A 24,873-nucleotide genomic window follows, 5' to 3' on the forward strand; every position below is an offset into this window, starting at 1 on the left:
CGTCCTAACAATACAAAATAATATAACAATGTTAGATATTGACAATTAAGCTTACCAGCGCCATTTTATTTAGTATTATTTCACAACCATGAAACCGGACTTTACAAAAATATCCTTTGATCAAAGTAAGCTTAATGATCCGGTTATTGAAAAACCATTCAGTTTTTTTAATACTCAGGAAGGAATAAAATTAAAACCAATTTATGGAGAAAAGGATACAAATCATTTAGATTATCTTCAGTATAATGCCGGAGAACCTCCGTTTGTCCGTGGTCCTTACGCGAGTATGTACTTACAACGTCCCTGGACAATTCGTCAATATGCAGGATTTTCGACTGCAGAAGAATCCAATGCTTTTTATCGACGTAATCTGGCTGCCGGACAAAAGGGACTATCCATTGCTTTTGACCTGGCTACACATCGCGGATATGATTCTGATCATCTCAGAGTCGTTGGCGATGTTGGAAAGGCCGGCGTAGCCATTGATTCAGTTGAAGATATGAAAATCCTCTTCGATCAGATTCCATTGGATGAAATGTCCGTATCTATGACAATGAATGGTGCCGTTATTCCCATCCTGGCATTTTATATTGTTGCAGCCGAAGAACGGGGTGTTTCTCCTCAAAAATTAATGGGTACCATTCAGAATGACATTCTGAAAGAATACATGGTCAGAAATACCTATATATATCCGCCAAAACCATCTATGCGAATTGTGGGAGATATTTTTGCTTATGTTACCCATTATATGCCGCAATTTAATTCTATAAGTATCAGTGGATATCACATGCATGAAGCCGGAGCTCCTGCACATATAGAGCTAGCCTACACCCTTGCAGACGGACTTGAATATATTCGGACAGGTTTGGCAGCAGGAATGAGCATTGATGATTTTGCTCCACGTTTATCATTCTTTTGGGGTATCGGCATGAACCATTTTATGGAAATAGCCAAGCTAAGGGCTGGAAGAATGTTATGGGCTAAAATTGTCAAAAAATTCAACCCTGAAAATGAAAAGTCATTAATGCTGCGTGCTCATTGCCAAACAAGCGGTTACAGTCTCACTGAGCAGGATCCCTTCAACAATATTGGCAGAACGTGTATTGAAGCAATGGCAGCAGTTATGGGGCACACACAATCGCTTCATACGAACTCACTGGATGAGGCAATTGCATTACCAACTGATTTTTCAGCGCAGATTGCCAGAAACACACAGCTCATTTTACAGTATGAAACAGATATTTGCAAAGCAGTGGATCCATGGGGAGGTTCCTATTATGTTGAATACCTGACAAATGAATTGTATAAAAAAGCATGGCAGCTCATTGAAGAAGTAGAGAAACTTGGTGGTATGACCAAAGCAATTGAAACTGGTCTGCCCAAAATGAGGATTGAAGAAGCTGCTGCCAGAAAGCAAGCCAGGATTGACTCAGGCCGGGACATATTAGTTGGTGTAAATAAGTATCAAACTGAAAATAAAGAACTACTGGAAATTCTTGGGATTGATAACAATAGCATTCGTGAATCACAGATAGAAAAAATTAACAATGTTAAATTAAACCGTAATTCATTGGAAGTCAAGCAATCTCTGGATATTATAACATTAGCGTGTAAAGAGACAGGGGGAACAGATATGCAAAATAATTTGTTGGCTCTTGCCGTTCAGGCAGCCCGCAAAAGAGCTACATTAGGTGAAATTTCTGAGGCTATGGAAAAAGAATTTGGAAGGTACAGATCAATAATTCGGTCCGTATCGGGTATTTATCAATCGGAAGCGTCCGACGATGAAAATTTTCAGCTGGCCTTGAAGATGTCGGATGAGTTCACTGAAATGGAAGGCAGAAGGCCGCGTATTCTGGTTGCCAAAATGGGGCAGGATGGCCATGACCGTGGAGCAAAAGTAATTGCCACAAGTTTTGCAGACTTAGGTTTCGATGTAGATATAGGCCCGCTCTTCCAAACGCCGGAAGAGGTAGCGGTACAAGCTGCTGAAAATGACGTGCATGTAATAGGAGCTTCAAGCCTTGCTGCCGGACATAAAACTTTAATACCTCAATTAATTGCAGAACTGAACCGAATTGGCCGTGGTGATATTATGGTGATTGCCGGCGGAGTTATTCCAGCCCAGGATTACCAGTTTTTGTATGATGCTGGTGTAAAGGGGGTTTTTGGGCCGGGAACAATTATTTCAATTGCAGCGCAAAAAATACTGAAACAACTGATGGAATAATATAACCTCCTTAATTTTAATTAAGCTTTTCCCAACACAAGGGAAGTACAATTTCCTCCAAAGCCGAAAGAATTAGAAAGCACATAATTAACAGAGATGTTTTTAATCAGTTCCGAAACCGGAGGAATATTAAAATTAACAATTGGCTTCTCAAAGTGCAGACTTGGAAATATTTCTGATTTTATAATACTTAAAATACTGAAAACTGCCTCCACAGATCCGGCTGCACCCAATGTATGCCCGGTAAATGATTTTGTAGAATTATATGGTGGAATTGTTTCAAAAAGTGATGTTAAACCAAACAGCTCAACCTGGTCGTTATTTGGAGTTCCGGTTCCGTGGGTATTTACATAGCTAATCTGCGACGGCAATATACCAGCCGATGCAATTGCCTCTCTCATACATAGAATTGCACCGTTCGCATCATCAGACATAGCAGACGGATGATGTGCATCATTGGCATTTCCATATCCGCATATTTCGGCATATACTTTTTTACTGCCAACAATTTCCTCAGATTCTAAAACCAGATAAGCCGCTGCCTCACCCAGATTTAATCCGTCCCGCTCCTCATCAAATGGTTTGGAAGGAAACTGAGAAAGTATTTTAAGTGCATTGAATCCGTTTACGGTGTATTTGGCAAGACTATCAACACCACCTACTATAACACGTTTGGCCCGTCCTGATTTTATAAGCCGTGCTCCCAGCATAATTGCATTTGCTGAGGAAGAACACGCTGTATTGATGGTATCTGAAAAGCCTTTGATCTGATATTTTTCAATGAGTTTTAAAGTGTGAGCAGCGCAGTTATAAGCATCCAGAAATTCAGAGCCACCCGATTCCAGGTTGGCATCCTGATAAAGCTGATCCGTAAGGCACATCCCGCCAACCGTACTGGCTGAAATAAGAGCAGTTTCATAGGAAGAAAGCTGTTCCTGGTTCAATCCGGAATCTATTATTGCTTCCTCAAAAGCTTTCACAGCAAGCAGGCACGTTCGGGTATAGCCTGGATGGTCTTCCAGATGTAGCTGCTGCTTTAATTCATCGTTACTGCATTTTACTTCGCCAAATGGTAAAGTGGAAGTATAAAGAGACTCAAAATAAGTTGCTTTGGTTATACCGCTGCGGGCATGGTGCAGACTATCATAATTTTCAGAAATATTATTGCCAATTGCACTGATAATACCGATTCCGGTCACCATTACCCTACTCATAATATCAGGCCGTTTTGGTATGAGCCAGAATATATTCTGCCATGTGGTTTACGTCAATAAGTATTTTCCTTCCTTCAGCCGGATTGTTAATTTTAATTCCGTATTCTCTTTCAAGCAAAACTACAAGTTCCAGGGAATCAATTGAATCCAAACCAAGATCACCTCCAAAGAGTGGTTCGTCATCCTTAATATCTGTTGGATTTATATCCAGTAAATTTAAATACTGTACAATTTGCCCTTTCAAAATGGGCTTCAGAGTGTCAACGTTCATGTGTCTGTTTTAACTAATACTATTTATCAATTATTTAACGATCAGCTTTCCTGTTCTTCTGATCCCTTTTTAATTATTTACAACTAAATAATTTTTTCTATTTTAAGTTTAAAGTAAGTGCAAAGTTGGCAAATGATAATGAATACTCCGAGAAATAAAAATATCCTGCCGAGTTCATGCCAGCTTCCACCTTTGAGAAATAACACATAAAAACCTTCCAGACACCAGTGTAGCGGAGAAAACATACTTATAGTTTGCATAAATCCCGGCATTACAAAGGTAGGTACTAAAATTCCTCCAATTGCTCCGAAAATGATAATTGAAATTGCCCCAAACCCGTTTGCCTGTTCCTGCGTGCGGGCAACGGAGCCAATCAGTAATGCATAACTTACTGCTGCCATGCTGCTCACAAAAACCACCATGGCAAATGCAAAGAGATTGGATGGCAAACTCAACCTTGGTAATCCTAAGTGTGGCAATACCCACATTCCCATTGAAAACGTTATAGTAACCTGCAATACTGCCACCATCACATAAATGCCCATCTTGCTGAACATCACCAGCATAAAACTTGTCGGCATGGTTTTCAATCTTAAAAAGCTGCCATTCACACGTTCCTTAACAATATTACTTCCAAGTGACACAACCATGAAAAACATAGCAAAAATGGTCCATGCAGGTACATTGTGCTGCGTAGAATTGGGAACTGCCATAGATTGATTATTACTTGCAATTATCTGATTAATTTGCACCCGGTTTTTAATCATTCGCTCTTTTAATTTATCAGATTTCCCGGCTATGTCCATGGTAATGTACATTTTATCAATCATTAATGAGTTTTCAATCACACTCATATAAGACTGAATAATACCCATTACAGAATAAGTATAATTTTCCTGAAGAACTGGATCCCTGTAAAACGAAAGAGCGGGTATAGATACAGATTTGGATTGGGAAGAATCATTTTCTAATCCCAAATCATTCATCAGGATTTGGCTCACTTCCCCTGCATTGCTTTCTAATCCCGTAGAAAAAGTGGCTGGAATATATAATGCAATCATTTTCCCTCTCGCTAATAATTCAGACTTAAGCATTTCAGGCGAAGGATTAATAATAGTATCAATTTCAAACAAGCCTGATCTGTTTAATACACTTACCAGTTTTACTCCTTGCAGACCTATATCATGGTTCATGATCAATAGCGGGATTTTATTCTCATTAACCACTTTATAAACACTATCCTGAATGATGGTAATGATAAATACAAGTAGCAAAGGCATCACAAACATGAGAGCCAACCCTACCCGATCGTTAATGAGCAGCAGTAATTCTTTTCGTATAGATGAATATAGTTTGAACATGTATTAATCTCTATACTCCTCCCCGGTTAATTTAATGAATAATGATTGCAAATTTCCTACTTGATTTTCGTCTTTAAGGTAAGTCAAATCCCCTTCTGCAATAACTTTCCCATGATCGATAAGGGCAATGCGGTTACAAAATTCTTCCGCCTCCGACATGTGGTGGGACGTATAAATAATGGTTGTTCCCAATGAATTTATTTCCTGAAGATAGCGGATGATGGCATTTTTGCTCTGCACGTCGACCCCAACCGTGGGCTCATCTAAAAATAGGATTCCGGGTTTGTGGATAATACCTATTGCCAGATTAACGCGTCGCTTCATTCCTCCTGAAAATGTTTCAACTTTTTTATCAGCAGCTTTTGACAAACCCAACACATCAAGCAACTCTTCTCTGCGCAGAATTAATTCATTTTTAGGAATGTTATACATTGCACCAAAATAATCAAGGTTCTGGCGTGGTGTTAACTCCTGGTAAAATGCATATTCCTGCGGAACAAAACCAATTACACTTCTTCTCGATGATTCTGAAATAAGCGAATCGTTTTGATAAAAATTGATTTCACCCGAAGTAGGCGGCATTATACTGCAAAGAATAGAAATCAACGTAGTTTTACCCGCCCCATTTGGTCCAAGTAATCCAAAAACATCAGCAGTATTAATGGTAAGGGAAACATCGGCCAGGCTATTTTCCTGAGCTGATTTATATTTTTGAAATACATTCCGAATCTCAATACAAGGAAGATCTGTCATTATTTGATTAAACTAACTTCCCCAAATTCATTTTGGAAAGTTTTAAAAATGCTTCCTTTTCTACCGACCTGATATTCAACAGCATGTCAGCTATTTCGTCAAAGTCCTTTTGCTCCGTTAACCTACCTTTGTAAACCCCAGCCATTTTAATGGCACTGGAACGCCAGAGATCACCTGATTTGGTAAATTCCTCAGACATTGTACTTAGCCTTTCATCCTGCAGATAAGCTGCTGCTTCTTCCAGAAATGCTCCATATAAAAAACGAAAACCGCCTCCGCCAGTGCCTATTTCTTCCTGCATCCGCACAATTTGCCCTAAATACAAACCAGCTTTTTTCAATCCTAGTTTGTCTCTCCATTTTCGGATATTATTGGAAGTATACCGGATTCCATTTACACCAGCAAAATTACCAGGAATGCTGATCATGTCCCTAATATTCCGGCGAATCCCTTTTACTATCCCTTTCCGGATCAGGTCGTCATCAATTTTTCCTACTTTTTCAGGAAAATAAAGATGTCCTTTGGGAGCAAGCGGCCCTTGCGCAAACCGGACCCTGGAAAGTTCCTGACGAGATAAAGTCGTAACGCCTTCCATAACCGGATCACTGATCATATAGTTATCATCATGCTGGCCGTACACGATCAGGTTATGTGCATTGAAATGAAACCGGTATTCTTTTGGGAAATAAGTAAGGTGAAAAACTCCAACCTGGCAACCGACCGGAACGCCTTCTCTAATCTTTTGTTCCAGGAACAATTCTGCTTTTTCCGGATTACTGAATTTCTTACGCGTAACTTCTACTCCAAGCGATTTGCAGGTCCTTTTGAAAATAGCACCTGGCATAGTCCTGAAAGAAATAGCTGGTCCGTTATTGATGGTGAGAAAAGGAATTTGTATATAAAAAAGACCCGAACCCATGCCAAAAGCCAATGGTTCAGTCATAAAATCAAGTCCATGATAGCGCAACAAAGCAGTTGTTACTCCATTTTCACAATGTGCAGTCTGTACGTGACGAAATTCCTCCGTCTGAAAATCAATATTCACCAGAATTAACCTTTAAAATTTTTCAATTCATCCACTGTAATGTCGAAAGCTTTGGCATATTTTTCAAGTTTCTTATCACTAAGCCCTTTAAAAACAGAAGGTTTAAAATGCCTTTTGATAAAAAAACTAAAAAACCCAGTATAACCTGACAAGACCGGCAAATCCATTAATCTAAGTTCCATAAAATAATATACCGGACTTTTATCACCGTTTTCAACTGCTTTTCTAGCTTCCTCCACACGTTCATTCACTTCATCCCAGGCGCTATCGAGCGCTTCTTTCTTCACATTCCATCCACGGCTTAAAGCTGTTTCATATTTCCCTTCCTCATTTTTGACATAACATAATTCACGTGTCAACCTGAAAAGGGCACCGGGTTCCTGAGGCAAATCTTCCTTTTTCATTTCAAATAAGAATGTGAAAATTTTATGAATTTGATACCGGACAACAATTTAAGAAATTTATGCAACTGTCTTACAAGACGTTACCTGTTTTACCGTATCAGCAAACAGTAAGTAAACAAAACATGTAGGAAAATCTGGAACTTTCAGGAACGGCCAAAAGTATTTTCTCTCCCTTTTTCAGTACATTACTATTGAAAAGTTCTTCAACCATCATATAAATAGATGCCGCACCAACATTTCCTTTTGTTGCCAGGTTGGTAAACCATTTTTCTTTCGGTACCGGTATGCCATTTTCTATCAAAACGTCTTCAATTTTACTCTCAAAAAAGTAACTCGAAATGTGCGGAAGAAAATAATCCACATCGTTCATATCAAATCCTTTATTGATCAGGATATTTTTGAGATTCGTAAATCCGAGTTTTACAATCTTCTCGCTTAAAAGCTTTACATCCTGTTTGATGCTAAAAATTGACTTTTCCAGGATTTCTTCATTTGAAAAATCTTTAAAACTTTTCAATGTGCCATCCTCCTGTTTGTAAGCGCCCATATACATACAAGCTTCTTCCTCATTAGCAAACGAGCAACCATCTATCCACTCAATTTTCAGCGATTGCCCTTCCTTATTTGGCTGGCCTTCCACCAAAAATGCACCGGCACCGTCAGATAACATCCAGCGTAAAAAATCCTTGTCAAATGAAACATAAGGATTTTGTTCCAATTTGATCAGCTGCTGTACTTCATCCTCAAACTGTTCAGCGCGTAATGATGGTGAAAAACGTTCAGAAGCTACAGCAACGGCCATTTTCTTATCTTCCAGTTTTACCGACATATATGCATATTTCAATGCATGCATTCCTGCGCAGCAAACGCCGGACGGGGAAACTACTTCAATAGAACCAGTTTCCGGCAGCCAGCCATGTATCATTACACCATGTGAAGGCATGATCTGGTCGGGGCTTGAAGTACCGGAACTCAGCAAGTCCACATTTTTAATTTCATCAGTATTTTCCAGAAACAGGCCTTTAATTGCTAATGCCGCCATTTCTGCATTGGTATGCGTTGGAATTCCTTCCTTTGTGTAGGCGTAATAACGGCCCTTTATTTTGTTATTTCTGAGAACAATAGATTTTGACTTGGATGGCTTACCATTTATATATCCTAAATAGGCTTCCATCTCCTCATTAGGTACGGATTCGTTGGGCAAAAATTTAGCAATTCTGGTAATGTACGCTTCTGACATTGTAATATTGGGGTAATAAATTAATGGGTTGATGATGGCCTAAGTGCATAATTAAAGCATAAAATGCTATATCTATCTTAACTCCACACCATAAAAATAGTCTTTTTCTTTCTGGATTTTACGTTTTGAGAATGGCGCTATCAGTATGAAATAAAATGTGAGTATGATCGGTGAAGCTACAAACAGAGCAATCAGCAAATAATATTTAAACAGCGTCACGAAGAATTTTCGTTTTTCCGGGGTGGTTCCTTTTTTCTTAATCAAGCCAGCCCAAATCCTGAAAATCTTCTTCCCTTTCATTTCAATAAACCAGATGTCTGTGGGGATTTCAATAAGCCCAAGGGAAAGTATTTTCTTTTGCAAACCTGCAAATTCCCCTTTTTCCAGCGCTTCTTTTACAATTGAACCAAAGCGGTCAGCACTTTCTATATCGTTCTGGCTTACTCCCGGAAGCGGAAGCAAATTCCACTTTCTCTCTTTTTTGCCAGTAAGCATCCAGTGAAAAATGGTTAGTACACTGATCAGATTCGGCTCCCGGTCCATCAAAGGGATGTTTCCTACTAATATTCCTCCTGCTTTTTGAATATAGGCTTTAAGACTTTCCTGCGAATTCAGCCACATGTTTCTTCCGCCAATAATTGTCACTACAGGCGTTCCTTTCAATTTTTCCTGAAAATCGGGATCTTGTAAAAGTGAGGTAACGGGTAAAGACGGAGACAAAAACCATGGCTGATAACCGATTACAATCAAATCATATTTTTCAGATCCATAACTAACAGGCTCTAAGTCAACTGCTTCTTCCACCACACATTCAGGCATTGTGTTATAGAACACATCGCTTGTCCAGGGAAATTTAAAGGGCTTAACAGGTTTTATATAAACTCTCTCAATTTGCGAAGAATCAAATGGCAGCAAAAAATTATTAATTATTTCATGCAACTGCCCCGATTGCGAATAATTGATCACAAGTACCTTTTTCATTCAACTGATTATTCAAATTTCACTTACCCAGATACCTGTTATTTCAAATCTTCCTTTTTAATAACCCCTGAGCTGGCCGAATAGTTTTTAATTATTTTTTGTAAATCAGGATCAAGCTTTTCATACCCGGTTAATACAACTTTTTTATCCTCTTCTAAATTTTTGTTGTATTTAAGTATTTTTGGTGCATGTTCCTGAATAATAAGACGCAAAAACCGGTATTCAACATTATCACGGATGATTCTGATTTCTCCTTCCAACAACCCTGCACCTTTTTTAAAAGTTTTAACCTTGTTATTTACTCCTTTCAGAAACCCTGCTTTTTTCATTAACATTGCTCCCAAATAAGCATTGTTGACTGAGCTTTTTTTTGCATTGTCCAGTTTTGTAATTTCCCTGTCAATGCTTTCTTCCGATTGGCTGGAAATTGCTGAATAGTAAGTAGTTCTGTCTGAATTCAGTAATATATAAGATGAATTTATTATCAAAATTAAAACCAGAACGTAAATCAAACTTTTCATTATCTATTATAGAATTCGATTTACAAAGATAGAAATTTAGTGTTTAAATCTGTTTAAAGCCTTTTTTTGCACTCTAAAACAGAGTGATAGCTATCTCCGATGAGCGGATAGGTTTCTATTACTTCAAAACCTGCCTGCCGAACCAGCTCTTTCATTACTTCAATTTTATACATTTTACTGTTTCCGTTTGCCATAATTGTAAAATACAAAGATGTCGCTACCAGGCTGTATTGTGCTGCCGGATAATCCTGGTTATCAAAAAATGGCTCTAATATGTACAGGGTAGTTTGTTCGTCAGCCGCTTGCCAAGCATTTTTCAGAATCTGAATAATTTCTTCTTTGGAAAAACAATCCAAAAATTGACTCATCCAGATAACATCGGCTCCCTGTGGAATAACTTGATCTTTATCCAACAGGTCGATGGCATGAAAATCAATCCGGTCAAGAAGACCTCTTTCAGTTGCATTTTGCCTTGCTACTTTTAGCTGAACAGGTAAATCAAGTATCCTGATTTTTACATCCGTATCATAATTACAACAAGCAAATGACCATTTTCCGGTATTTCCACCTATATCAAAAATAGTTTTTGGTTTTGTTTTAAATACAATCTTCAATGCCGCGGGAAAGGCACCATCAGAATAGTAATGATCAAATTCGAACCAGGATTTTTTGGCAGGTTCCGGTAAAATCGACAACCCTTCATATATCGTTGGCCAGTCTCCAAGCACTTTTAGTCCTTCCGGTTTTCCATTTTTTATGCTGTCTGTCATGGCTTTTGCCCCCATATAACACACATCGTTCATAAAATTGACATTGATACGCGTCATTTCGTCTTTTAAAAGAAAAAACCCGGTTTTAGTGATTTTCACTTTTTCGTCAACAATCTCAACTACGCCTAAAACTTCCGCGGCTTCTATCAAAAGGTTAATTCCATATTCTGACACGTTCATTTTTTCAATTATTGTGTCAATACTGACACCTTTTCGCTGGCTGTTAATAAATTCCAGTATTCCCAAATCCCTCAGAGCCACAACGGACTGAAAGAACATCGGGCCAAATGCTATCTTTTGTGCTTCGTATTTGGCTTCTATGGCCGACAATTCTTTTTTCATTCGATACTTTTATGGTTCTTTTGTTATTGACGGGGCAGGTATTATCCTGTCTTTAAATCTTCTCCTATATCTTTTCTTCTTCAAATCCTCTTCATGCCATTGAATATATTGTCCCATTGTTCCTCTGAAACGCTGGAAAAAATTCTCCCGGTCTGACAATTTCACAAAACCTTTCCTGACCGTGCTCTTAGAATCAATAACGGGTTCGTACAAATTCATTATTTTAAGTGTGTCTATGACTGTTGGTAAAAGACCAATTGGTAAATCAAACTTCTTTATAAACTTTCGCATATAACTAGTTTGAATCGGATCAGTTGCCAGTGCAATTTTTGTAAATCCAAGCTTTTTGGCGAGCCGGTAAGAATAGTAAACGTTTTCTGTGCTGTGTTCTGCTTTTTCTTCCGTAAAAATATTTTTTGCAGGAATTCCAAGTGCTTCTGCATAAGTTGCCATTACCCTGCTTTCCACAAAAGAGGTAGCAACGGCAGACCCGGAAAAAATCACATTTTTAGTATATCCTCTCTGGTACAAATAGGCTGCCCAGTGAATTCGCATTTTTAATACCATATCCCAGTTTTTTCCATTGAAAGGAAATCCGGGAACAATAACAGCATCATAGGGTTGGTTTTCGATTCCTTTATGAAATGCCTTCGCCGCAGAACGGTAAAAAATCCTGTTACATCCTGAGAGCAACAAAACAAGCAGAAAGGAAAAGATACACAGTCTTGAAATCACGTTGGCAGGTTATCTGTTAAACAGGAAGCTGTGAACATATCACCAAATGGTGAACAATTCACAGCTTGCAATAAAACTTATGTCCCAAAAATACCTTTAAAGCTTGAAAATAAGAAACTATTTCTAAAATGGGATACAGCTATTACGATTTGTAAGGCTTACTCCACTGCTTATAATACTTGGAATCTATGTTTTGATTTATTTTATATACGGCACCGGCCCAATAATTTCTAAATCCGAAGCCACCCGCTTTTCCTTCAATCTTTTCTGTATGTATCACTTTTTTAGAATCCAGGTCAATGAAAGTAACCCAGGCAGTCATTCTTTCTGCTGTTTTACTAAGGCTTTCTACTACATAAACAATACCAATTCCGTCCTTCTCGCTCAACGAATATTTTGAAACCGATTTTTTTACCTGATCCTCAGTAATACTATATTCTGAATCTGTGATGTTGTCGGCCACGTTGGCAGATTTATTGTATTTGATCATATCTTCCACTTTGGAAGAATATTGGCCATCCCTTAGTTTTAATGGTTTTTGCAAAGAAAATTTCTTTGGTTCAACTTCTATGAGCGTATTCCAGCTAGCCATATGCTGATTTTGTATGGCAGTAGGATCCATAAAACCGGCACGTCCGATGTACTTTGCCTGCGTAAAATCAAGCCCCAGAAATACAACCTTTGCTTTTCCGCTAAACATATCGGCCAAGGTATACTGTGCCGATGCTTGTCCGAAACAAAACAAACCAAAAACGAGAAGAAATAACTTTTTCATAATAATTATATGATTTTATTGTTAGAAAAATTCATCTGAAAATTTCGATAGTAACTTTCATTTTATGTGAATTATAACATTTCAAATATAAATCAATTTTTCAGGTTTGCGTTTCTCCTGTTTATATATTCTGAATGTGAGTTCTTCAGCGGTAACAAATTCCATTGCAGGTGATACCCGAAGCTTGGATTTAAATAAAGAATGAAGCATATCCTTAAAAACAGCAGTTTGTAACTGCATAGGCAGCAAGATTGTTATTTCATCATTTCCATATTCGTTTTTAGAAACAACTACCTGATATAGTTCTATTTCTTTTACCATATCCAATACATCAAATAATGCAGGGGGAAAAATGGTCGTTCCTTTAAATTTTATCATTTGTTGTTTACGGCCTACAACAGGCCCTAAACGTGCATTTTTTCTACCGCAAGCACAAGGAGAATAATAAATATGGCATAAATCCCCGGTTTTGTATCTCAGCAACGGCATCCCTTCAACGCCCAAAGTGGTAACAACAACTTCTCCTAACTCCCCTTCTTTCACTACATTACCTTTTTCATCTACCACTTCAAGAATGATGAGGTCCGGATTTAAATGACCACCATTTCCCTCACCGCACTCAGTAAACGCCGCACCCATTTCTGTTGATGCATAGGTTGAATAGAGCTTGACATTCCATTGGGAATTAATGCGTTTACCTAGTTCATTAGGCGTAAAATCTGAATTACGAATGGGCTCACCAATACAGATAATAGATTTCACACTGGAAGCTCTGTAATCTATTCCATTAGCATCGGCATAATCCAGAAGACGTGGAATAAAAGATGGAATGGCGATCAAAACAGTCGGTGAAAAGCGCTGTATGGATTCCCATTGCAAAAAAGGTGCTCCCGGCCCTACCCTTATCATCCCGGCACCCATTTTTCTTGCTCCCATCCAATACGCCAAACCAGCCATAAAACGCTTGTCGATGGTTGTCATCAACTGATAAATATCGTTTTCACTTCCATCTGCGCAACGAAAGGATTCGGCTTCATTGTTTGCCAGCCTTTCCACATCTGAATCCGTCAGATAAAACGCTACCGGGTCACTCAGTGTGCCCGATGTTGTAACGAAATCTGTGATTTTACCTTTGGAAACACATAAAAAATCGTCATTGTACAATGCCAGATCGTCTTTTGTTGTAAAAGGAAGTTGGGTTAAATCAGCTGGGTTTTTAATGGATTTAATATCAATATTTTTTTCTGCAAAAATTCGCTGGTAGAATGGGGAATTTGCTGACACGTATTGTAACAGCTGCCGTAATTTTTCGTTTTGGTTGTCGATAGTAGTTTCGGTTGTCATGTTTATATGGCTGGCTCTGATACTTTCTGGTCATACATGTAACTGTAATTCTCTGACTCTGACCTTCACTGTGATTCAACGGACGGTGCCTGTTGGTTGAGGTATTGAGCCCTTTCAGGCCGGGTTAGTTGGTTTGGCTTTCTTTTAATTTAGCTGATATGGCATTTTTTTCGTTTTCGGACGAGACTTCGTGCTGTAATGATTCCAGATAATACGCCTTTGCTTTTTTATAGTTTTTATTTTTTTCAAAGTAATTCCCCAATGATAAATAGGTTACATAACTTTCAGGATTGTTCGCAATAAAATCCTTTTCTGCCTTTGTTGAAAGCACGAATGGAATATCCAGCATTACAAATTTACTGATTTGCTGTTTTATAATTTTAAACGCTTCATACTTCTTATAATCATTGGAATTTACAAAAGGATCTTGCTGAATAGCCAGGGATTCTATTGAACTGAAAGTTTGACTATGAGAAAAAACCTCATTCAAATCGTAACAGATAAAAGTTCCAAGTTGATACGGAGGCGTTGATATCCAAAATTTATGTGCTGCCGGTTTAAAAAGAATTCCGTGGTGGGCTATGAGCTGGTTCAGGGATTTGGAATTGCCGTAACCAATGAACTGGTTTTTTAATCCGTTTTTGTTTCTCAAAATTGCAGCTGCTTTTTCCACATCCATAGGATATGACTGCTGCATGAGTTCGTTCATTCTGTCAAAACGGTATTTGGAATCGGTATCTTTGATATTGCTGATATTGACCGAATCCCTGATAAAAGCTTCACCCTGATAGTGATTCGCACAAACCAGATAATCTGTTCCGGAGGTATAAACATCCATTTTTTGAGGCGATTTTTCAATAATCACTGCCTTATTATCCTGAGCCGACCCGATCAGCAAAGATTCTGATACGAAGGTTTTACTTCGTTTTGCAATGGTATTAGCCTCGGCAATTGTGGCGGCATATTGCAGGATTTCTCTGGCAAGAATCGAAATAGGCTCTTTGGCTGAATAAGGAATATCAGATTTCGAAGCATTCAGGGTAACAGTAATTCCTTTTTCGTTCATACCCGAAACCACGCCAGTCAAACCTGCCCACGAATAAGAAGCAAATTTGTAGCCTTTATCAGGATTCATAAAAATGATCAGCTTGTCCTCTGCAAAAGCATCCCCCATATAAAAATCGAAATTCCGGGCGATTAAAAGAGTTGAATCTTTTGACAATGAATTACTTACCGCAAAGGAAGTACAACCAACCATATTCAGGTCAGTAAGTGCATGGCCAATGTCATGAGCTGCGTGATAATTAAGAATCCGGTAGTATTTTGGCCCAATATAATTAAACTGGTCAGAAAAAGATTGTGCAACACCATAAATTTCCTGCTGGTTTTCTTCGGGAATATACTTGTAAATGTCTCTGTTAAACCAACCAACAAATCCTTTTAAAATCTGAAGAAAAAAGCACTTGGTATCATTTCTTTAATCTGATTCACAAAATGGACTTCCTGCTTTTCCATTAATTCTTTGGCCAGAATGCCATAAATGAGTCCCCGTTCGTAAGGAGAGCCTTCCAGGTACATCTCCCAGATTCCATATTTATTCTTTTTTAACCAGCAACGGTCAACCTGAAAATGATCCGGGCCAACCTGAACCCGTTTGTAACTTTCAATAGTTTTAGTACTTTCAAATTTCGGGGCCGGGACATATATAAGCCACAGGAATATCCCAAACAGTATTCCGGTTCCTAAAAAAAAGATACTTATAAACCTGATAAATCTTCTGGCAATTTTATTTTGAGACCACATATTAAAATGAAAGAGCAAGAAGCCTTGAAAATTGGATTTCGGTCAGTAAAATTTGAAGTTAATGCCTGACTGCTTTAATACATTCAAATTTTAGTTATCTTACGGTAACATAGTCAACTGTTGAAATACCTGCATTGATCAATAGCAGCAAAATTAACAATAATATGGGCATCCTTTACATAAAAAAGCCATCCAAAAATTCGTTGCTTGGTCTTTGGCATATTACTGAATCAGTTGAGACCCTTTTAAAAGCGTTGGATCTTTCACCTGCGGACCGGGAAATTTACCAAACGAAAAAAAATGATAAACGAAAAAAAGAATGGCTGGCATGCAGGAATTTACTTAATGGAATGTTTCCGGAGAAAGTAAAGGTGTATTACGATCAGGAAGGCAAACCTTATCTTGATGAAAATAAATTCCAAATATCTATGTCCCACTCGGGAGAATATGCCTGCGTTTATGCGCATGAGATCAAACCTGTTGGAGTTGATGTTCAAAAGTTAAAACCGGGCATTCAAAAGGGACTTGATTTTTTCATAAACGAAACCGAGCGTGGCTGGATTGATGCGGAAGATAATCTGATGCTGCATATAATCTGGTCGGTAAAAGAATCGGTTTTCAAATATTACGGATTGAATGAACTGGATATGAAAAAGGATGTAACTGTATCTTCCTTCAAAAGCAACCAAAATGCAATGATTGAAGTTAGTATTTTGAATCATGATCTTAAAAACAAGCTTTTTATTACTTTTGAAATTTTTGGCGATTATGTACTGACCTATACCACCTGAATTTTTTATCCTTTGTTGCTTATTTATAATACTTCTCCTTTTACTATTACAGCATGAAAAAAATTGTAACGCTTTGTCTTCTTTTCTTATCCATTCGTGCCATTGCCCAGGTTCCGGCACTTTCTTCCAGCGAAATATTTTTAAATATAAAGAAACTGAATGTGCTCGGTTCAGTCTTGTACATCGCGGCTCATCCGGATGATGAAAACACTCTGATGTTATCCTATCTTTCAAAAGATCAGCTGGTTCGTACCGGATATCTGTCGCTTACACGCGGTGATGGCGGACAAAACCTGATTGGTGCCGAACAAGGTTACAACATTGGGGTTATCAGAACGCAGGAACTTTTAGGAGCCCGCAGAATAGACGGAGCGCAACAATTTTTTTCAAGAGCTTATGATTTCGGGTTTTCTAAAACACGTGACGAAACTTTAAATTTTTGGGATGGCGATAAAGTTTTAGGTGATGTTATATGGATGATCCGTAAGTTTCAGCCTGATGTCATTATTACCCGCTTTCCACCTGATCCGCGTGCTGGTCATGGCCACCATCAAACATCGGCGTATCTTGCAGAAAAGGCTTTTACTTTGGCAGCGGATTCAAAGTCATATCCGGATCAGTTAAAATTCGTAAAAACATGGCAGGCGAAGAGATTGGTTTGGAATACTTTCACTCCCGGGTTCAGTAACAAACCTCCCACTGATGAGAAAAATCCGTACATATCCATTGAAATCGGTGGCTTTAATTCTGTTTTAGGTAAATCATATACTGAAATTGCGGCAGCAAGCCGTAGCCAGCACCGTAGCCAGGGATTTGGAAGTGCGCCAACCAGGGGTGACAGAATTGATTACTTTTTACACAAAGAAGGTGAACCTGCGCAAAAAACTATTTTTGACGGAATTGATTTGTCGTGGAAAAGAGTAAAGGATGGCGATCAGGCTCAATCCTTAATATCTGATCTGATAAAAAATTATTCAGTTAATAATCCGTCAGCTTCTGTTCCTGAGCTGCTCAAACTCAATCTGCAATTGATGAACATGGATTCTTCCAGTTTGTACATCAAGGCCAAAAAAGAAGAAGTAAAAGATCTGATCATGCAATGTCTCGGACTTTGGTTTGAAACAAATCCAAAAGACTTTTCCGCTGTTCCCGGCGATCTGGCCAATATTAATATATCTGTCATTAAAAGATCTGATTATCCTGTCAAACTGGTTTCAATGCAATGGACAGGCAAAAACGCTGACAGTACCCTGAATTTAGGATTGGAAACAAATCAGGCTAACACATTTCCAATAAAAACTTCCCTGCCACAAACTTTAAAAATAAGCCAGCCTTACTGGTTGGAAAAGCAAATTGTAAAAGGAAATTTTCAAATTGACAATCAGCAGGATATTGGCTATCCGGAAAACAGGCCAGAAACAGCAACTACATTTGTATTTGACGTTGATGGACAAAAATTTAGTTTTTCGCGCCCCTGGATATACAAATCAACCGATCCGGCTCAAGGCGAAATTTACCGTCCTTTTGAAATACGTCCGGCTGTAACTTCCAATATTAATGAACCTGTTTACATTTTTTCATCCGTTGAGCCAAAAGTTTTAAGTGTGATGGTTGAGGCACAAAAAGACAAGGTAAAAGGGAGTGTAAAACTGGATCTGCCTGCTGGATGGAAATCAGAGCCTATTTCAGCGGATTTTGATATTGCTGAAAAATATCAGGAGCAAAATTTCTCATTTACCATAACACCACCTGCAAAAGACCAGGAAGTGTATGTCCATACAATTGCAACAGTAAATGGAAAAACATACGATAAATCAATTAAAACAATTGCATATCAGCACATTCCATCCCAAACCATATTTCCTCCTTCGGCAGCAAAACTGGCTAGAGTTGATGTAAAAACAACAGCAAAAAAGATAGGATACATTGCCGGTGCCGGTGATGACGTCCCGTCTGCTTTAAGGCAAATCGGTTGTCAGGTCACGATATTGAATGAAGCTGAATTAGCAAAAGACCTAAACACGTATGAAGCAATTGTTGTCGGAATCCGTGCTTATAACACAGAAGCACGATTGGCGCATTACCAGTCAAAGCTAATGGATTATGTTAAAAATGGGGGAACGGTAGTGGTTCAGTATACCATACCAAGAAGCCAGAAAGTAGCACAAATCGGACCATATCCATTGGAAACCGGTATGGAAAGAATAGCAGAAGAGAATGCCACAATGAAATTTTTAATTCCTGATCATGTATTGCTTAACTATCCAAATAAAATTACGCAAAAGGATTTTGACGGATGGATTCAGGAACGCGGTTTGTACTTTGCACAGGATTGGGACAAAACAAATTATCAGGCAATTTTTGCTGGTAATGATACAGGGGAAAGTGTTAAAGAGGGAAGTACCCTATATGCCAAATATGGTAAAGGGCATTATATTTATACAGGGTTGTCTTTCTTCCGGGAACTTCCGGCTGGTGTTACAGGAGCATATCGCTTGTTTGCCAATATGATTTCGTTAGGAAAAAAATAGAGTTGGATTTCAGCAATCGGCTTTTAATTATCAAACTTAATAGTCAAAAGCCGATTGCTGACACCCTATTTCACATTTTTTCGACGGTTGCGCTGGAAATCTTCCAGAACGAATCCACCCAATCCCTGCAGGTTGCTGTAATAAGCTCGGCCATTATTAATCTTGGTAAAATTCTGAACAAATTGCTTCAGATATGGATCGGTTGCAATCATAAATGTTGTAACCGGAATATCCAGTTTCCTGCATTGTGCAGCTAATGTCAGAGTTTTATTAATAATCTTACGATCAAGGCCAAAGCTGTTTTTATAGTAACGAATCCCTTCTTTAAGACAAGTCGGTTTTCCGTCAGTAATCATAAATATCTGCTTATTCCGTGTTTTTTTACGGCGCAAAATATCCATAGCAAGTTCCAGCCCGGCAACTGTATTCGTATGATAAGGACCTACTTCCAGGTATGGAAGATCTTTAATCTGAATCTGCCATGCATCATTTCCAAAGACAATAATATCCAGCGAATCTTTTGGATATTTAGTCCTGATTAATTCAGCTAAGGCCAAAGCAACTTTCTTTGCAGGCGTAATTCTATCTTCTCCGTACAGGATCATGGAATGACTGATATCGATCATTACAACAGTAGAAGTGGTCGTTTTTTGCTCCCGTTCCACAACTTCAAGGTCATTTTCCATGAGCATAAAATCACCGATCCCATGATTAACCTGTGCATTTTTTATGGATTCAGTCATTGCAATCTGGTCTAGCGTATCACCAAACTGAAATTGACGGATATCGCTGCTCAGCTCGTCCCCTACTCCCAAATGCGGCGTGTGGTGATTTCCTCCTGATTTAGACCTTTGCAATTTGCCAAATATCTCGTCCAGAGCACTTTTACGAATGCTTTTTTCGGCTTTTGGCGTCATGATGATTTTTGTCTCTCCTTCCTTTTTCTCCTCAGTAATGTAACCTTTCTTTTTAAGGTCATCAAAGAAATCACCGATTCCGTAAGAATCATTCGTAAGCGTATATTGACGGTCCAACTCACTTAACCAGGACATAGCTTCGCTGACGTCTCCGGAAGTCATGAGCAATAACTGCTGAAAAATATCGAACAGCTGATCAAATTTGCTATTGCCATTTTGTTCAGCCGGTACAAATTTGGTGAAACGATGTCCCCGCATAATTTTTGTTTTTAAACCTGTTAACGTTAATAAAGTTACGATTTATTACAACGTATTGTAAAACATCAGATTATCATCATTCAAAAAAAACAGAGAGCCTTTTCTCTGTGGCCCTCTGTTTTGATATGCTCGAATTTTAATATCTTATGCTTCTTCTGCACAAAATTCTTCAAATGCCATTTGCAAATGCTGAGCGATCATTTCAGCAGAACGGCCTTCAATGTGATGACGTTCAACAAAATGGATAAGTTCGCCATCTTTAAACAAAGCTACAGCCGGTGATGAAGGTGGATATGGCAATGTGTATTCGCGCATTTTTGCTACAGCTTCCAGATCAGCACCTGCAAATACAGTTGCCAGATGATCGGGTTTAATTTCGCTGCGTGTTAAAGCAGTTCTTACACCAGGACGTGCTGCACCAGCCGCACAGCCACAAACTGAATTGATTACTACCAAAGCAGTTCCTTTTGTATTTTGCATGAAGTTATCTACTTCTTCAGCAGTCGTTAAGTCCTGAAAGCCAGCATTTACCAGCTCAGCTTTCATTGGAGCCACCATGTGTGGAGGATACATATTTTTATAAGTTTAAAGTTATTTATTAAGCTATAAGCTGCGAGCAATTAGCTCTCTGCTAAAATTGTAATTCGAATATTAAAAATTTCTTTTTTCCAGACTGCCGAAAGCCAACATTACATAAATCCTAATTCCAGCTTCGCTTCTTCTGACATCATCTCGGTGGTATATGGCGGATCAAAAGTAAGTTCAAGACTCACATCATTAACGCCCTCCACTTCCCTGATTTTTTGTTCTACTTCTCCCGGCAAAGTACCTGCTGATGGGCATGAAGGGGAAGTTAACGTCATAGAAACAAATACATTATTAACAGGAAATATTTTCAAATCATATATAAGGCCAAGCTCATACACATCCACGGGAATTTCGGGATCATAAACGGTTTTTATTGCCTTAACTACCTCTTCTCTTAATTCTGCCTCAGACATTGTATCAGCGTTTAGCTATGATTTTTATATATTAATTATTACTTGCTGCAACCGGAATACCTTGATAAGCAACACCGTAAGCCCTCATTTGTTTCAACATGGATGCAAGGCCATTTGATCGTGTTTGTGCCAAATGCTGATGCAACCCGACTTTATCCATAAAATAAATATTAGCCAGCGCAATTTCCTCTGGTTTATGACCCGAAAGTACTTTTACCAGCATATTTACAAGACCTTTCACAATAATAGCATCGCTGTCAGCTTCAAAGACCAACTTTTCTCCATCCATATAGGCATGAAGCCATACTAATGATTGACAGCCTTTTATAATATTTTCGTCAGTTTTAAACTGTTCGTCTAATTTAGGTAACTGCTTTCCGAGATCAATAATATACTCGTACTTGCTTTCCCATTCATCAAACAATTCAAAATCCTCAATTAGTTCGTCCTGTGCTTCGTTTATTGTCATTATTAAACAAATCTTTAATTAAGCAATCGCTGTTCTTTTCTCAATCCAGTCAATAATAGACTCTGCGTCTTCTAATCCGGCCTTGGCAACTTTGACATTTGGATTTCCTTCATAACTCATGGAAAGATGAAGTGTATCATAAGCTGCCACGAACGACGTTAAAAGTTTTTTATCAAAAGCTGATAATTGCTCTGTATACCAATCAACATGCTTTCTGCCTTTACTCTTTTTCCCCAAATAGGAATCCAGAGCTACAATGACACCTGCATAAGCTGCATGCCCTGCTAATTTTACGTATTTTTTATCCTGATAATATCCATCTTCTTTTTGAGCCTTTCACTCAAAATTTCCTTTGCATTGTCTAGATACCTTCTGGCTTCCTGAATAATATTGTTCATTCTCAGTTTGCTGATATATGTTTAGTAACAAATTCTCAGCTCAGCATTCTTTTCACCTTATGTAATCCATTTATAAAAAGATCAACTTCTTCAATTGTGTTGTAAACAGCAAAAGAAGCTCTGGTGGTTCCTGTAATCCCAAAACGCTGCATAAGAGGCTGTGTACAATGATGCCCTGTACGTACTGCTATTCCCTGCTGATCAAGGATCACACCAATATCCTGATGGTGAATTCCTTCTATAACAAATGATACCACACTTACTTTTTCCTTCTGCATTACCAATTATCCTCAACCCATCTATTTCCAGCAAAGCATTTGTTGCATGCTCCAGCAACTCGTGTTCATGACTGGCAATATTATCTTTTCCCAATGTATCTACATAATCCAAAGCATATTTAGCAGCGATTACATCTGCGATATTAGGCGTACCTGCTTCAAATTTGTAGGGTAATTCGTTGTAAGTTGTTTTAGCAAATGTTACTTCCTTAATCATCTCCCCACCACCACGATATGGCGGCATTGCATCAAGCAATTCCTTTTTGCCAAACAAAATACCCATTCCGGTAGGGCCATAAATCTTATGCAATGACAAGGCATAGAAATCACAATCAAGGTCCTGCACATCAATGGTAATATGAGAACTGGCCTGTGCACCGTCAATAAGTACCTTTGCACCAACTTCGTGTGCTTTTTTTATAATTTCTTTAATTGGGTTAATGGTACCCAATGCATTAGAAACATGCACTATAGATACAAATTTTGTTCTGTCTGTAAGCAGTTTCTCATATTCATCCATCAAAAGTTCACCATCATCATTGATCGGAATAACTTTTAAAATGCATCCTTTTTCCTCACACAGCATTTGCCAGGGCACAATATTGGAATGGTGCTCCATGGTGCTGATAATAATTTCATCACCTTCTTTTAAAAACTTCCTGCCATAAGTCTGAGCTATCAGATTGATGCTATCCGTAGTTCCATAAGTAAAAATGACTTCCTCGGAAAGCGGCGCATTGATAAATTTCTGCAAACGCCGACGCGAATCTTCAAAAGCGGACGTAGCTTTTTCCGCCAAATGGTGAATTCCGCGGTGAATATTTGCATTATAATGCTCATAATATCCCGCCAGGGCATCCAAAACCATCCTAGGCTTCTGAGTTGTAGCGGCGTTATCGAAGTAAACGAGTTGTTTCCCGTTAATAACTTCATTCAGAATCGGGAAATCATTTCTAATGGATACTATATCAAGAACTTTTTCGGAAGCTATCATATTTACTCATGTTAATGGAAAAGCAGGTTGTAGTACATACAGTCTTACTCCAGTTTAATCAGGAAACAAGAACTATTTTTCAGTCAGTTTCTCTGCAATTACACCTTCCAGATATTCACGGATAGAGTCAATCTTTATTTGTGAAACCACATCAGCACAAAAAGCAAACATTAATAATGACATTGCTTCCGGTTTGGATATTCCACGTGACCGCATGTAAAATAATGCCTCTTCATCAATTTGCCCGGTAGTAGTTCCATGTGAACATTTCACATCGTCAGCATATATTTCCAGCTGAGGTTTCGTGTTCATTGTGGCTTCGGTGGAAAGCACAATATTTTTACACGACTGAAAAGCATTGGTTTTCTGGGCATCAGGGCGAACGAATATTTTTCCGTTAAAAACACCTTTTGACTTATCTCTCAGAATACCTTTATACAATTCATTGCTTTGAGAATTGGGTTTGCAATGATCCGCTACTGTATGATTGTCAACATGTTGTGTTCCATCTGGAAAATACAGCCCATACATATGCGCCTCACAATGTTCACCATCAATAATAATATTCAGATTGTTACGCGTAAAATGTCCGTTTAAGGTGACGGTTCCAGCGTAAAATTGCGAATTGTCCAGCATGCGAATCTGAGTGGTTCCAATGTGGTAAGCCTTTTCGCTTTCATTCTGTACTTTATAATACTCCACACCTGAATCTTTTTCCATGTGGATTTCAGTAACTGTATTCGTAAAAGAGCGTTCAGTACCTAACGTCCTGAATGCTTCCGCCACTTTCACATGTGCATTACGGCCAACTGCAATAATATTGCGCGGCTGGCTTCCTACATTTTGAGTACGTGCATCGCTCACAAAACGAAGAATTACAGGATGTTCAACAGTTTGGTTCTCAGGAATATGGATGAACAAACCATCATGCGCAAATGCAGTATTTAAAGCTGTAAATGCATCAGTGTCGTCTTTTACAAGCTCATCAAAATAAGTATTGACAAGTGTAGGGTTCTTTTTGTAAGCATTTTGTAAAGAATCAATAATAATCTGATCCGATGAGGAAACAATCCTGGATAATTCAGGATGGAAGTGGCCATTTACAAAATACAAGATATTGGCAACATGCTCCGGAATATTCAGATCTTCAAGATCAGCAATTTCCAAAGAGCTTACTGCATTAAAATTATATGATTCGCTGATCAGTTCCCTGACATTACTGTACTTCCATTCTTCATTTTTAGGAGTAGGAAACCCGAGTAAGTCGAATCGGGCAAGAGCAGCACGTTTTTTCTGGTGAAAAGCTGAACTCGCTTCACCATTCATTACTAATTCCTTTGCATAGAAATCAGCAACTAATTTTGTTTTTAAATCTATTGTTTCAGTACTCATTCCTTAATCTGGGTAATTGGTATTGGAAAATTGTAAAAAGCTATTGATCCGGCAC

23 protein-coding genes and 2 pseudogenes are annotated in these 24,873 nt (G+C 38.5%); 3 read left to right on the forward strand and 22 right to left on the reverse strand.

The window, feature by feature from the left end; translation table 11 throughout:
• Nucleotides 1-88: 88 nt before the first annotated feature.
• The gene (scpA, locus tag KZC02_RS05150; RefSeq protein WP_221393131.1) at nucleotides 89-2,230 is read left to right on the forward strand and encodes a methylmalonyl-CoA mutase; all 2,142 of its coding nucleotides are present in this window, start codon (nucleotides 89-91) and stop codon (nucleotides 2,228-2,230) included.
• 20 nt (nucleotides 2,231-2,250) lie between these two features.
• Here scpA and KZC02_RS05155 read toward each other — a convergent pair whose 3' ends face one another.
• The 15 genes from KZC02_RS05155 to KZC02_RS31475 form a co-directional block, all read right to left on the reverse strand.
• The gene (locus KZC02_RS05155; RefSeq protein ID WP_221393132.1) at nucleotides 2,251-3,444 is read right to left on the reverse strand and encodes a beta-ketoacyl-[acyl-carrier-protein] synthase family protein; all 1,194 of its coding nucleotides are present in this window, start codon (nucleotides 3,442-3,444) and stop codon (nucleotides 2,251-2,253) included.
• A 4-nt stretch (nucleotides 3,445-3,448) separates the two neighbouring features.
• The gene (locus tag KZC02_RS05160) at nucleotides 3,449-3,715 is read right to left on the reverse strand and encodes a phosphopantetheine-binding protein (protein WP_221393133.1); all 267 of its coding nucleotides are present in this window, start codon (nucleotides 3,713-3,715) and stop codon (nucleotides 3,449-3,451) included.
• A gap of 83 nt (nucleotides 3,716-3,798) precedes the next feature.
• Nucleotides 3,799-5,076 (reverse strand): ABC transporter permease, encoded by a 1,278-nt coding sequence (locus KZC02_RS05165; RefSeq protein WP_221393134.1) that lies wholly within the window; start codon nucleotides 5,074-5,076, stop codon nucleotides 3,799-3,801.
• Between the two features lie 3 nt (nucleotides 5,077-5,079).
• On the reverse strand, nucleotides 5,080-5,829 hold the full coding sequence (locus KZC02_RS05170; RefSeq protein ID WP_221393135.1) for an ABC transporter ATP-binding protein: 750 nt from the start codon (nucleotides 5,827-5,829) through the stop codon (nucleotides 5,080-5,082).
• 7 nt (nucleotides 5,830-5,836) lie between these two features.
• Entirely contained in the window at nucleotides 5,837-6,874 is a 1,038-nt protein-coding gene (locus KZC02_RS05175) for a BtrH N-terminal domain-containing protein (protein WP_221393136.1), read from the reverse strand.
• A gap of 5 nt (nucleotides 6,875-6,879) precedes the next feature.
• A complete protein-coding gene (locus KZC02_RS05180) occupies nucleotides 6,880-7,278 on the reverse strand; it encodes a hypothetical protein (RefSeq protein ID WP_221393137.1) in 399 nt (132 codons plus the stop codon).
• Between the two features lie 97 nt (nucleotides 7,279-7,375).
• Complete coding sequence (locus KZC02_RS05185) at nucleotides 7,376-8,518, reverse strand: beta-ketoacyl-ACP synthase III (RefSeq protein ID WP_221393138.1); 1,143 nt, start codon at nucleotides 8,516-8,518, stop codon at nucleotides 7,376-7,378.
• Nucleotides 8,519-8,590: 72 nt separating this feature from the next.
• The gene (locus tag KZC02_RS05190) at nucleotides 8,591-9,499 is read right to left on the reverse strand and encodes a hypothetical protein (RefSeq protein ID WP_221393139.1); all 909 of its coding nucleotides are present in this window, start codon (nucleotides 9,497-9,499) and stop codon (nucleotides 8,591-8,593) included.
• Between the two features lie 38 nt (nucleotides 9,500-9,537).
• The gene (locus KZC02_RS05195) at nucleotides 9,538-10,020 is read right to left on the reverse strand and encodes a hypothetical protein (protein ID WP_221393140.1); all 483 of its coding nucleotides are present in this window, start codon (nucleotides 10,018-10,020) and stop codon (nucleotides 9,538-9,540) included.
• 53 nt (nucleotides 10,021-10,073) lie between these two features.
• Nucleotides 10,074-11,132, reverse strand: a complete 1,059-nt coding sequence (locus KZC02_RS05200; protein ID WP_221393141.1) for a methyltransferase — start codon at nucleotides 11,130-11,132, stop codon at nucleotides 10,074-10,076.
• A gap of 9 nt (nucleotides 11,133-11,141) precedes the next feature.
• Nucleotides 11,142-11,867 carry a YdcF family protein gene (locus tag KZC02_RS05205; protein ID WP_229253998.1) on the reverse strand — a complete coding sequence of 242 codons (726 nt, stop codon included), beginning with the start codon at nucleotides 11,865-11,867 and terminating at the stop codon, nucleotides 11,142-11,144.
• Between the two features lie 142 nt (nucleotides 11,868-12,009).
• Complete coding sequence (locus tag KZC02_RS05210) at nucleotides 12,010-12,642, reverse strand: hypothetical protein (protein WP_221393142.1); 633 nt, start codon at nucleotides 12,640-12,642, stop codon at nucleotides 12,010-12,012.
• Between the two features lie 81 nt (nucleotides 12,643-12,723).
• Nucleotides 12,724-13,986, reverse strand: coding sequence for a phenylacetate--CoA ligase family protein (locus KZC02_RS05215; RefSeq protein ID WP_221393143.1), 1,263 nt, complete (start codon nucleotides 13,984-13,986; stop codon nucleotides 12,724-12,726).
• Nucleotides 13,987-14,110: 124 nt separating this feature from the next.
• Nucleotides 14,111-15,433: a C45 family peptidase gene (locus tag KZC02_RS05220; protein ID WP_310590467.1), complete on the reverse strand. Its 1,323-nt coding sequence runs from the start codon at nucleotides 15,431-15,433 to the stop codon at nucleotides 14,111-14,113.
• The gene (locus KZC02_RS31475; protein WP_229253999.1) at nucleotides 15,427-15,789 is read right to left on the reverse strand and encodes a hypothetical protein; all 363 of its coding nucleotides are present in this window, start codon (nucleotides 15,787-15,789) and stop codon (nucleotides 15,427-15,429) included. The genes KZC02_RS05220 and KZC02_RS31475 overlap by 7 nt, the downstream gene beginning before the upstream one ends.
• Nucleotides 15,790-15,953: 164 nt before the next feature.
• Here KZC02_RS31475 and KZC02_RS05225 point away from each other — a divergent pair, with 164 nt between their 5' ends.
• Entirely contained in the window at nucleotides 15,954-16,580 is a 627-nt protein-coding gene (locus KZC02_RS05225; protein WP_221393144.1) for a 4'-phosphopantetheinyl transferase superfamily protein, read from the forward strand.
• Nucleotides 16,581-16,633: 53 nt separating this feature from the next.
• Complete coding sequence (locus KZC02_RS05230; protein WP_221393145.1) at nucleotides 16,634-19,111, forward strand: PIG-L family deacetylase; 2,478 nt, start codon at nucleotides 16,634-16,636, stop codon at nucleotides 19,109-19,111.
• A 65-nt stretch (nucleotides 19,112-19,176) separates the two neighbouring features.
• On the opposite strand, the gene KZC02_RS05235 is transcribed toward KZC02_RS05230, so the two are convergent.
• The 7 genes and pseudogenes from KZC02_RS05235 to sufD form a co-directional block, all read right to left on the reverse strand.
• On the reverse strand, nucleotides 19,177-20,286 hold the full coding sequence (locus KZC02_RS05235) for a VWA domain-containing protein (protein WP_221393146.1): 1,110 nt from the start codon (nucleotides 20,284-20,286) through the stop codon (nucleotides 19,177-19,179).
• A gap of 144 nt (nucleotides 20,287-20,430) precedes the next feature.
• Nucleotides 20,431-20,859, reverse strand: a complete 429-nt coding sequence (locus tag KZC02_RS05240) for a BrxA/BrxB family bacilliredoxin (RefSeq protein ID WP_221393147.1) — start codon at nucleotides 20,857-20,859, stop codon at nucleotides 20,431-20,433.
• A gap of 116 nt (nucleotides 20,860-20,975) precedes the next feature.
• Entirely contained in the window at nucleotides 20,976-21,287 is a 312-nt protein-coding gene (locus tag KZC02_RS05245; RefSeq protein ID WP_221393148.1) for an SUF system Fe-S cluster assembly protein, read from the reverse strand.
• A gap of 31 nt (nucleotides 21,288-21,318) precedes the next feature.
• On the reverse strand, nucleotides 21,319-21,756 hold the full coding sequence (locus KZC02_RS05250) for a SufE family protein (protein ID WP_221393149.1): 438 nt from the start codon (nucleotides 21,754-21,756) through the stop codon (nucleotides 21,319-21,321).
• An 18-nt stretch (nucleotides 21,757-21,774) separates the two neighbouring features.
• Nucleotides 21,775-22,032 (reverse strand): annotated as a pseudogene (locus KZC02_RS05255) (DUF5618 family protein); the annotation flags it as partial.
• A 157-nt stretch (nucleotides 22,033-22,189) separates the two neighbouring features.
• Nucleotides 22,190-23,426, reverse strand: a pseudogene (locus KZC02_RS05260) (SufS family cysteine desulfurase).
• 72 nt (nucleotides 23,427-23,498) lie between these two features.
• The gene (sufD, locus tag KZC02_RS05265; RefSeq protein ID WP_221393150.1) at nucleotides 23,499-24,818 is read right to left on the reverse strand and encodes a Fe-S cluster assembly protein SufD; all 1,320 of its coding nucleotides are present in this window, start codon (nucleotides 24,816-24,818) and stop codon (nucleotides 23,499-23,501) included.
• Between the last annotated feature and the right edge of the window lie 55 nt (nucleotides 24,819-24,873).

The sequence above is a fragment of the Dyadobacter sp. NIV53 genome (assembly GCF_019711195.1).
In the GTDB taxonomy this organism is placed as follows: domain Bacteria; phylum Bacteroidota; class Bacteroidia; order Cytophagales; family Spirosomataceae; genus Dyadobacter.

What these genes read in the sequence shown, in the direction of transcription:
- KZC02_RS05160 (WP_221393133.1), bottom strand. Translation starts at nt 3,715, where the DNA reads ATGAACGTTGACACTCTGAAGCCCATTTTGAAAGGGCAAATTGTACAG.
- KZC02_RS05215 (WP_221393143.1), bottom strand. Translation starts at nt 13,986, where the DNA reads ATGACAACCGAAACTACTATCGACAACCAAAACGAAAAATTACGGCAG.
- KZC02_RS05230 (WP_221393145.1), top strand. Translation starts at nt 16,634, where the DNA reads ATGAAAAAAATTGTAACGCTTTGTCTTCTTTTCTTATCCATTCGTGCC.
- KZC02_RS05245 (WP_221393148.1), bottom strand. Translation starts at nt 21,287, where the DNA reads ATGTCTGAGGCAGAATTAAGAGAAGAGGTAGTTAAGGCAATAAAAACC.
- KZC02_RS05225 (WP_221393144.1), top strand. Translation starts at nt 15,954, where the DNA reads ATGGGCATCCTTTACATAAAAAAGCCATCCAAAAATTCGTTGCTTGGT.
- KZC02_RS05235 (WP_221393146.1), bottom strand. Translation starts at nt 20,286, where the DNA reads ATGCGGGGACATCGTTTCACCAAATTTGTACCGGCTGAACAAAATGGC.
- KZC02_RS05195 (WP_221393140.1), bottom strand. Translation starts at nt 10,020, where the DNA reads ATGAAAAGTTTGATTTACGTTCTGGTTTTAATTTTGATAATAAATTCA.
- KZC02_RS05240 (WP_221393147.1), bottom strand. Translation starts at nt 20,859, where the DNA reads ATGTATCCTCCACACATGGTGGCTCCAATGAAAGCTGAGCTGGTAAAT.
- KZC02_RS05155 (WP_221393132.1), bottom strand. Translation starts at nt 3,444, where the DNA reads ATGAGTAGGGTAATGGTGACCGGAATCGGTATTATCAGTGCAATTGGC.
- KZC02_RS05170 (WP_221393135.1), bottom strand. Translation starts at nt 5,829, where the DNA reads ATGACAGATCTTCCTTGTATTGAGATTCGGAATGTATTTCAAAAATAT.
- KZC02_RS05165 (WP_221393134.1), bottom strand. Translation starts at nt 5,076, where the DNA reads ATGTTCAAACTATATTCATCTATACGAAAAGAATTACTGCTGCTCATT.
- KZC02_RS05200 (WP_221393141.1), bottom strand. Translation starts at nt 11,132, where the DNA reads ATGAAAAAAGAATTGTCGGCCATAGAAGCCAAATACGAAGCACAAAAG.
- KZC02_RS05185 (WP_221393138.1), bottom strand. Translation starts at nt 8,518, where the DNA reads ATGTCAGAAGCGTACATTACCAGAATTGCTAAATTTTTGCCCAACGAA.
- KZC02_RS05210 (WP_221393142.1), bottom strand. Translation starts at nt 12,642, where the DNA reads ATGAAAAAGTTATTTCTTCTCGTTTTTGGTTTGTTTTGTTTCGGACAA.
- sufD (WP_221393150.1), bottom strand. Translation starts at nt 24,818, where the DNA reads ATGAGTACTGAAACAATAGATTTAAAAACAAAATTAGTTGCTGATTTC.
- KZC02_RS05250 (WP_221393149.1), bottom strand. Translation starts at nt 21,756, where the DNA reads ATGACAATAAACGAAGCACAGGACGAACTAATTGAGGATTTTGAATTG.
- KZC02_RS31475 (WP_229253999.1), bottom strand. Translation starts at nt 15,789, where the DNA reads ATGTGGTCTCAAAATAAAATTGCCAGAAGATTTATCAGGTTTATAAGT.
- KZC02_RS05190 (WP_221393139.1), bottom strand. Translation starts at nt 9,499, where the DNA reads ATGAAAAAGGTACTTGTGATCAATTATTCGCAATCGGGGCAGTTGCAT.
- KZC02_RS05180 (WP_221393137.1), bottom strand. Translation starts at nt 7,278, where the DNA reads ATGAAAAAGGAAGATTTGCCTCAGGAACCCGGTGCCCTTTTCAGGTTG.
- scpA (WP_221393131.1), top strand. Translation starts at nt 89, where the DNA reads ATGAAACCGGACTTTACAAAAATATCCTTTGATCAAAGTAAGCTTAAT.